General features: G+C 40.4%; 7 protein-coding genes and 1 pseudogene. 4 read left to right on the top strand and 4 right to left on the bottom strand.

Going from position 1 to position 7,956, the window contains the following annotated elements:
• Positions 1-219 precede the first annotated feature (219 nt).
• The 3 genes and pseudogenes from C9I89_RS14250 to C9I89_RS14240 all read right to left on the bottom strand — a co-directional run bounded on the left by C9I89_RS14250 (position 220) and on the right by C9I89_RS14240 (position 2,206).
• Positions 220-714 (bottom strand): hypothetical protein, encoded by a 495-nt coding sequence (locus C9I89_RS14250; RefSeq protein ID WP_107283998.1) that lies wholly within the window; start codon positions 712-714, stop codon positions 220-222.
• The gene (locus tag C9I89_RS14245; protein ID WP_107283997.1) at positions 701-1,045 is read right to left on the bottom strand and encodes a hypothetical protein; all 345 of its coding nucleotides are present in this window, start codon (positions 1,043-1,045) and stop codon (positions 701-703) included. The genes C9I89_RS14250 and C9I89_RS14245 overlap by 14 nt, the downstream gene beginning before the upstream one ends.
• 210 nt (positions 1,046-1,255) lie before the next feature.
• A pseudogene (locus C9I89_RS14240) lies at positions 1,256-2,206 on the bottom strand (IS110 family RNA-guided transposase).
• A gap of 395 nt (positions 2,207-2,601) precedes the next feature.
• On the opposite strand from C9I89_RS14240, the gene C9I89_RS14235 reads away from it, so the two are divergent.
• The 3 genes from C9I89_RS14235 (at position 2,602) to C9I89_RS14225 (ending at position 4,140) form a co-directional block, all read left to right on the top strand.
• Positions 2,602-2,931: a hypothetical protein gene (locus C9I89_RS14235; protein ID WP_107283996.1), complete on the top strand. Its 330-nt coding sequence runs from the start codon at positions 2,602-2,604 to the stop codon at positions 2,929-2,931.
• 52 nt (positions 2,932-2,983) lie between these two features.
• Complete coding sequence (locus C9I89_RS14230; RefSeq protein ID WP_146155071.1) at positions 2,984-3,373, top strand: hypothetical protein; 390 nt, start codon at positions 2,984-2,986, stop codon at positions 3,371-3,373.
• 131 nt (positions 3,374-3,504) lie between these two features.
• A complete protein-coding gene (locus C9I89_RS14225) occupies positions 3,505-4,140 on the top strand; it encodes a DUF1349 domain-containing protein (protein ID WP_107283994.1) in 636 nt (211 codons plus the stop codon).
• Positions 4,141-4,280: 140 nt separating this feature from the next.
• On the opposite strand, the gene C9I89_RS14220 is transcribed toward C9I89_RS14225, so the two are convergent.
• Entirely contained in the window at positions 4,281-4,883 is a 603-nt protein-coding gene (locus C9I89_RS14220) for a DUF2703 domain-containing protein (RefSeq protein WP_211315253.1), read from the bottom strand.
• An 842-nt stretch (positions 4,884-5,725) separates the two neighbouring features.
• Here C9I89_RS14220 and C9I89_RS14215 point away from each other — a divergent pair.
• On the top strand, positions 5,726-7,780 hold the full coding sequence (locus C9I89_RS14215; RefSeq protein ID WP_107283992.1) for a DUF885 domain-containing protein: 2,055 nt from the start codon (positions 5,726-5,728) through the stop codon (positions 7,778-7,780).
• Positions 7,781-7,956: the final 176 nt, after the last annotated feature.

Below are 7,956 nucleotides of genomic sequence, written 5' to 3'. Positions count from 1 at the left end.
GATCAATACCAATTATCTTATGCTTAACCATGGTCTTATCCTTCTCGATTTCAGATAGTAGAAACAACACTATCTTGGCGCATTATGACGCCGTTTGGGAGAGGGAGGAGACCATCTCATCACTACAGTTAAATCTGTAAGCAGATGCATCGATCTTAAGCGAAGGATCGTAGATGTTAATTCACGCTAATATATTTATTATATTAGCGTAAGGTATGACTATTTTGATAGTGGTATGGTGAATGGGTTAAAAGGGAAAAATAAATTTTCACGCTCTGAAAGTTCATATATTTTAGCTCTATCTAACTTACGTAGTAATAAAACTGTGTCAGTCTGTAAATAGTTTTTTTTTGTGTTAATCCAATCATCAAGATAACTTGAGTCACCTGTTTCAGCAGTGTAATTTATTAAAGCCATAGTGTAGCTAACTTCTTCTTGTTTGTAACAGCGTGCCATTGCTATCTCATTAACAACCAGAAAGACAGCGCGTTGGTTTTTTTCCGGTAAATCTGTTAGCCAAGGCTCTGAAACTGATGGGGTTGGACGTTCTTTTAAGGAGTTACAAGCTGAAACTTTCTTGTTTAATACGTTGTAGTGATTCATTAGTGTTACTTTTAATTCTGAATCAGATTGCAATAGCGAGTTAGCCCATAAATTTGACGTAAATAACAAACAAACTAGCCACAATAATGGGTTTAATTTATCGTAAGGCATTATACACGCACCCCCAAAACTTACTTTCTTCACCCATTGTAGAGTTCATTGCCTGTCCTGCAATAAATTCTAATCTATTTCGCTTAATTTGTGGGACTGCACTTATGGCATCAGCATAACTTTTCCAGTCAGAGGTGCTAATTTGATAACTTGCTGACACTGTTGAAACACCTAAATATGAATTTCGATCTGCAAAAATTTGAAAAAATGGAATTGCTCTTAATATAGTATCAAGATATGAACTCATTTCTACAATATTGTTCATATCCTCTATAGCTTCTTTGGTTTTGAACGATGGTTCAAAGTGGTTTACTTGACAAAAATCACTCATTAGATCGCCTATCATTAAATGTGAGGTTAAGTAGTTTTATTTAGCCGACCATCTCAAACTAAAGCTATCAAGATAGATTGTAATTGCGATAGATAATCACTTTTTAGCGCAACTGATATGATGATGATTGATTGTTTTTAGAACGATATCTGTTGGGCAATACGGAGTTTCAAACAGATTTAACAAACGACTATGGCGTCAATAGTTAATTTAAGCTGTTTTTGCATCCCATAAAACGCCATCTCTCAGCATCGAATTTAGGATGACAACCATCTTCCTTACGCAGGCAATGATGGCCACTTTTTTTGGTTTTCCTTCAGCTAGAAGCCGTTGATAGGTCGTCTTAAAAACAGGGTTACATTACATAGCAGACATCATTGCCATGTAGAGAACGGTTCTGACCTGGGCCCGACCGCCCTGTATTTTCCTGTGTCCTTTATAGCGTCCACTTTCCCTGTTCATGGGGGCGACGCCGACGAGGGCTGCAGCTTGTTTGTTGGTGATATAGCCGAGTTCCGGAAGGTTGCTAATGATAGATGCGGAGGCAATTTTTCCGATACCGGGCATACTTTGTAGTATTTCATTTTTGGCCTGGTATTCAGGGCAACTTTCAATTAATGCGACGATTTTCTTTTCAGTTTTTCCGATTTGATTTTTGAACGCCGTCAGGATTGGTTTGATGGTCATAGCCAGGTGTTTAGGTAGTATTTGGAGGCGATTCTTTTCCATGGTTTGCATTGATAGAAGCTGATTTCTTCGGATGACCAAATCCGCCATAAGCCGCATGGATTCAGGCTTCAGCTGAGTTAATGCTGGTTTTATAGCCTCGGCATAGTGGCCGATAAGCCTTGCATCGAGTTTATCCGTTTTAGCGCGTTGACCGATGGCACCGGCAAAGCGTTTTACATGAACAGGGTTTGCAATCACATAAGGGATATTGGCGTCGGCACAGGCAATAATGAAGGGCATTTCCAGCCTGCCAGTGGCTTCAATCACGACCCGTTGTGGTGAGTATTTTTTAATGGTATTGATGGCATCTTTAATCCCTTTCTCATCGTTAGAAACGGAGAAGAAAATATCGAGTGGCCGGATGTAAATATCGAGTTGAGACTTTCCGGTATCGATGCCGATATTAATGTTTTGAATTGTTGAAGTATCCATAATAAGCTAACTCTGCATTGCGTAATGCGGGTTCGAGACCCAGTAGACTATTCGAGTGTTGTGCTTGGAGTCCTATACAGTGTTCACGTTTGTTATCGGTCTCTCATCAGAGGAGCCAAGCATCAATCGAACTACGGTATAGAAAGCTTTAGTTGCAGCTAAAGCCTGGGTCTCACTTTACCCTGAAGTTGGTTTTATTATCCATACAAAGTATCAAGGTGACGCATTACACTCGGCATTTTTGGTTTGAAATTCAGTGGATTTGGTGAGTTCATCGTGGCGCACCTTATCCTAGGCGTTACCTGCTCTTATCAAACTAGTTCATCTGTGAAGTGAGCCGAAGCATTTATTACCAGCTCGTATATGCTACATGCCTTATATTAAGCGAGGTGATTATGTCTATTAGGGAATTTTGTAGTATTGAAGGGTTAGAGATCTCTTATGGATCGGAGCTAGCACTAAAGGAAATTAACGACATTGTAGAGCGAGGCAATTTATTGGCTTCTCTTACTGCAAGTCTTGTAGTTATACAGGTCATCAATGGTACATTTAAAGGAACAGCCCAAAACATAACTAAATATGATTGGGAGCAGTTTGGTGAAGCAATGATAGGTGTTAACAAAATTACCCGTACGCGCGTAGGTAACACTGCATTTGATATGGCTTTGAAAACAACGGGTAAAGAATACAGTTTTTGGAAGTGTATATATGAATCGACTTTATAAAAGTATGACTATAATGTGCCTGTTTCTGAGTATTTCAGTGCATGCTGATACTATGTCAGATGCTTTTAACATATTAAATCAAGAGTATGAAAAGTGTGACGCCACTAAAAAAGTGATAAGTAGTGTATCAAATAATTGGTTTAATTCTTTATCAATCGAAGATAAGAAGTCAGTTTTACCAATTGTAGATTACATGGCAATGCGGCGTTGTACAAAGGATGCTGATGCTGAATATTCTCTTGTTTTAGTTGACTATGCCGCAGAAACTGGTGATTTTAAACCTCTTGAAGCTTGGGTTGGTTTGATTGGAATTAACAAGAGCATGCATGAATCTATTATGCGACTTGGTATGTCAAATCTTCTTGAACTATCAAAGAGCGAGGAGTTTCTAAAACCAATAATGTTAATGGAAACAGCTGAACAACTGGACTTATTACCGTAACATTCTCGCAGGTAACAAAACAATCAAGGTGATGCATTACACTCGGCATTTTTGGTTTGAAGTTCAATGGATTTGGTGAGTTTATCGTGGCGCACCTTATCCTAGGCGTTATAAGTTTTCAGGATAGTATTATGGAAAATGTTCTAAAAAATGGAAAATGGCTTAATGAGCCTAAGTCTTATTATGTTGGTAAAGATTCAGTAATTATTGATACAGAACCAGAAACCGATTTTTGGCAGCGCTCTTATTATGGATTTAGAAATGACAATGCCCCTGCCTTTTTATTTGAAAGTGCCGAGAATTTCACATTTACAGCTAAAGTAGATTTCGAATATAAACACTTGTTCGATCAATGTGGTCTTATTATCTATATTAATAGTGAAAATTGGTTTAAAGCTTCTATCGAGTATGATAATTCTGACTTTTCAAGGCTTGGTAGCGTTGTTACAAACAATGGATACTCTGATTGGGCTACAAATGATATCGAAACACCTAAATGTATTTGGTATAGGCTAAGTCGTCGAGGGCCTGATTTTTTGATTGAGTCTTCATTTGATGGCGTTGAATTCCGTCAGATGAGATTTTTCCATTTGCATGAACTTGGAGAAACGACCGTCGAAATGGGTAAATTGAATCCTCCATTGCCAGCAACTCAAGCGGTTAACTTTGGTCTATATGCATGTAGTCCAACCAATTCTAGCTTCAAAGCTGAGTTTTCAGACTTCAGGCTCGACGAATGTAAATGGCTGGCTCATTGCGCAGCGTAAAAAACTTATAACAAGGCAATCAAGGTGATGCCTTACACTCGGCATTTTTGGTATGGAGTTCTGTGCGCTTGGTTAGTTGCCGCTATGGAGCGCAGTGGATTAGCGATACACTGCAAGCTGTGGTTAGGTATCTTCATTATTTATTTCTGGTGCGTACTATCAAAAAAGCGTTTCAGGTTATCTGGCACCCGTTCAGTTCGATGTGCTACCTCTCGCTCTTCTTTGGCACCACCATATACTTCCATAAGAATGGCCTCTATGATTAGTCCTTTTGGTGGAACAACATACCATTGCCCCTGATATTCCCACTCGCGGCATGATACTTCTCCTTCACAATCACAGAGAGTGCCACATGATTCGCAGCGGCTTTCCCTAAAGTTCATCTGAATGTCTTGGCCATTCACCCGGATTGTGGGAGATACGACAAAACCAAGTTCTGCTGCCTGTACCTCGCTTTTGACATGAATCTTCTGGACGTTCACTTGAGTACCTGTTGCTTCAAGAATCTTACTAACTTCCGTAATCGCTTCATCCAAACTGGATTCTGTACCTTGGCACCGTGTACAGATACTTAAATCCAGATACATGAAATCTATATCTAAGTGTTCCTTCTTTACTTGCATATTATTCGGTAATGTCGATGTACCCTGAGAACCACAGCATACTGAATCATTCTCCCCTTTATTAGATCCATTAGGTGGAGCACAACAACCCGTATCGGAAGTAGACGATGACTCACTCATGTTCACTGCCTCATAGCAACAACCGTTTGTATCTTTAACTTTAGAGCTCATATCGACCTCAATAAATTAAATGATTAAGGACGCCTAACAGATAATTAGACTCCTCCAACCTTTTATTATTATAGGAGGACGGGAATCATTCACATAAAATAAAACATGGCAAAATTGTGAGCGAGTTTGAGTCGCAAAGAATACGTAACACGCTTGGGGGGGGGGGCGAAACCGAGATAGCTTCTCGCGCACGCTTTAACCGAAAGCGAGCCTGAAACGGCACTAGCTCCAAAACCACCAAGTCTTGCACAACGCTTGCTTTTGTGAGAAACCGAGCGTCATACTGATCATCATCTGTCCCAGAAGTTTCAGACACTGAATTCAGTGAGTAAAATCCTTAATGAGGTGAACCTTTGAATAATCTAGTTTGGCTTATTAAGATTACTTAAAGATTTAGTCCCGATAATTTCTCTTTGACTACTTAAAAAAATCAACCAATTTAGTTGAAAAATCTTCTTTATTCATAGATTTGAGTATCTATCCGTTCCTGAATCACAAACCACGGAAAAAGATGACATCCTGCACAAAATTTAAATTCAATAATAATTTATTTTTTACGGAATTATTCACCGACCTACCCCATATATTCAGCTTATCTATCTACAAGCAGTTCTTTACGCAGTTAATAGAATAAAAGCACTACTCACCTGATTATTCCCAAACATGACTAATTATTATCAGATTAATCTGTGATTTTTCTCTCACTTCAGTCCCAACCTTAGTATTAACATCATTGCATATTTTTACTTCAAGTCGATACGGTCCAATAAATAGACAATAAGGAATAAGCAATGAAAAGTGGATTTCTGCGTTTAAATGCTGCCGCTGCAGCTGTATTCGCAACTGTCTCTCTGGGTGGTTGTAATGATGAAACGACAACAATAACTTCACATTCCTCCCCAACACCTCCTCCAATTACTGCCCCTGAAATAAATCCTGCAATTGAGATGCGCAAGATATTTGCTGATTATCAGGCGGCAAGTAAAAATCTAGATAGTTCTCCTTTTGGCCAGATGACAGATCAGATGGCATCATCTCTTCAATCTTTGGACAGGATGTATCTCGATAAGTTGGAAGCCTTGGACAGAGATAAACTGTCTGATGAAGACAAAATCTATTTTGATACTTTCCTCTTCGATCGAAATATTACTATTCGTGGCGGAACACTACCAAACGCGAGATTTGGCAGCTTTGATATTCCAATTACGCATTTTTACAACTATGTAAAGTGGTACGCATCAGAAGCGGGTGATACCCAAACTTCGTCGCAAGCCTATCAGGACCATCTTCAAACCGTTCGGGATTACACATCCTGGGTTAATAACCTGCATTCACAGTATTTGATGGGTGAAGTAGAGCGCATTCAACTGTCCAAAGTGTTAATCGATCGCTACGTAAACAGTACTGAAGAGAGTGTTGCGAAAGACAACTATGCAATGTTGAAGTCTGGTATTAGCGACATACAAACTCATTCAGATCAATACGATGCAGCATTTATCGCAGAATATAATACAGCGGTAGACGACGCCATTGCAGCGACTTCAGATTTGGTTGCCTACCTGAAAGGAGATTACAATACAGCAGCAAGAGGAACAGGAGCACTGACTGATACCAATATTGGCTGGGGACATTTGCCAAACGGACAAGCGTGGTACCAGTGGCATTTAGATCGAAACAGTACGACAGGTAAATCGGCTACGGAACTTAGTAAATTGGGGGAGCAGTTAGTAGCCGATGCCAAAGCAGAGATGGAGCGGGTTGCTCTGGTCATTGTTGATAAGCATGGGAAGACGATCACCGAAAAATGGCGAGATAAAGATCAAAAGGTAATCGATCGTACATTCGAGCTGGTTGATGCCGATGGAAAAATCGTGCTGAATGAGTTTTTTGCCTATCTGAACAGTGAAAAATTCTTTTATGGGCGTGATGGAAGAAATATTTCCGGAACACCTTACGATGAAAGCTGCGGAAATGCATCAATTCCATCCGCATGTGAGGCTGCACTCGAAGACTACTACAAGTTCAAAAACGATGCGAACGGTGTTGTTGCACAATACTTCAAGCCAATTAAGACTGATTACAGCATCGTACCAATACCTGCAGACGGTGAACTGTATGAGGGGGTGGGATCTTATGGCGGCAATGAGTTTAATTTAAATACAAACCCAAATTACAGCCTCCAGAAATGGAATGTCTCTACCTTGTTGCTCCATGAAGCAGCCCCTGGTCACCACTTCCAGAATGCCTATTCGATTGAGTATCCACCTGCTGATAAGCCAAACTATATTAAAAATGTGTGGTATACCGCATACGCTGAAGGTTGGGCACTGTATACCGAATGGCTGGGACTGGAAATGAACATCTATGGTGAACTTGATGAGGCGGGCAAACCAACATTCAAAAATGCCACTGGTATGTGTAAGACTGATCTGGATTATAACGAATTCCAAGGCGGTATTTACACCGACATGGAAGAGTGTAATGCTCTACAGTACTTTGGCAGCCTGAACGAAGCCCAACTCCGTAACATGCGCCTTGCTGTTGACACCGGTATTCACGCGAAGGGCTGGAGTATCCAGCAAGCACGTGATTACATGAGAGCCAATTCGGCATTAGGGGATGGGGATATAGAATCTGAAAGCTTCCGCTACGCTGCATATGTTGGGCAAGCGGTCTCATATAAGTCAGGTTATCTCGTCATAAGAGAAATGCTTGAGAAAGCACAAACGGAGCTTGGCAATCAGTTTGATTGGGCTGCTTTCCATGATCAGCTATTGAAATACGGTGATCAACCAATGGAAGTCGTTCAAACCAGTATTGAAAACTGGATTGAGACACAAAAATAATCTTCCACTGAGAGCTGCTTTCGAGCAGCTCTTTTTCACATGCGATGTATGGAATTACGTTACCTCATATGGGTCGCAAACAGTGAAGCTCCCCCCCTCCCCTGCAAGACCGTTTCATTTATTCAATGCACTCGCATCATGGCCTTTTGCCCCCTCACCGCCAAAGGCTCATGGTG

It is taken from the genome of Photobacterium lipolyticum, assembly GCF_003026475.1.
GTDB classification, from domain to species: Bacteria; Pseudomonadota; Gammaproteobacteria; order Enterobacterales; family Vibrionaceae; genus Photobacterium; species Photobacterium lipolyticum.
The sequence above is the reverse complement of the archived record's forward strand: the minus strand, read 5'-3'. Positions and strand labels throughout refer to the sequence as shown.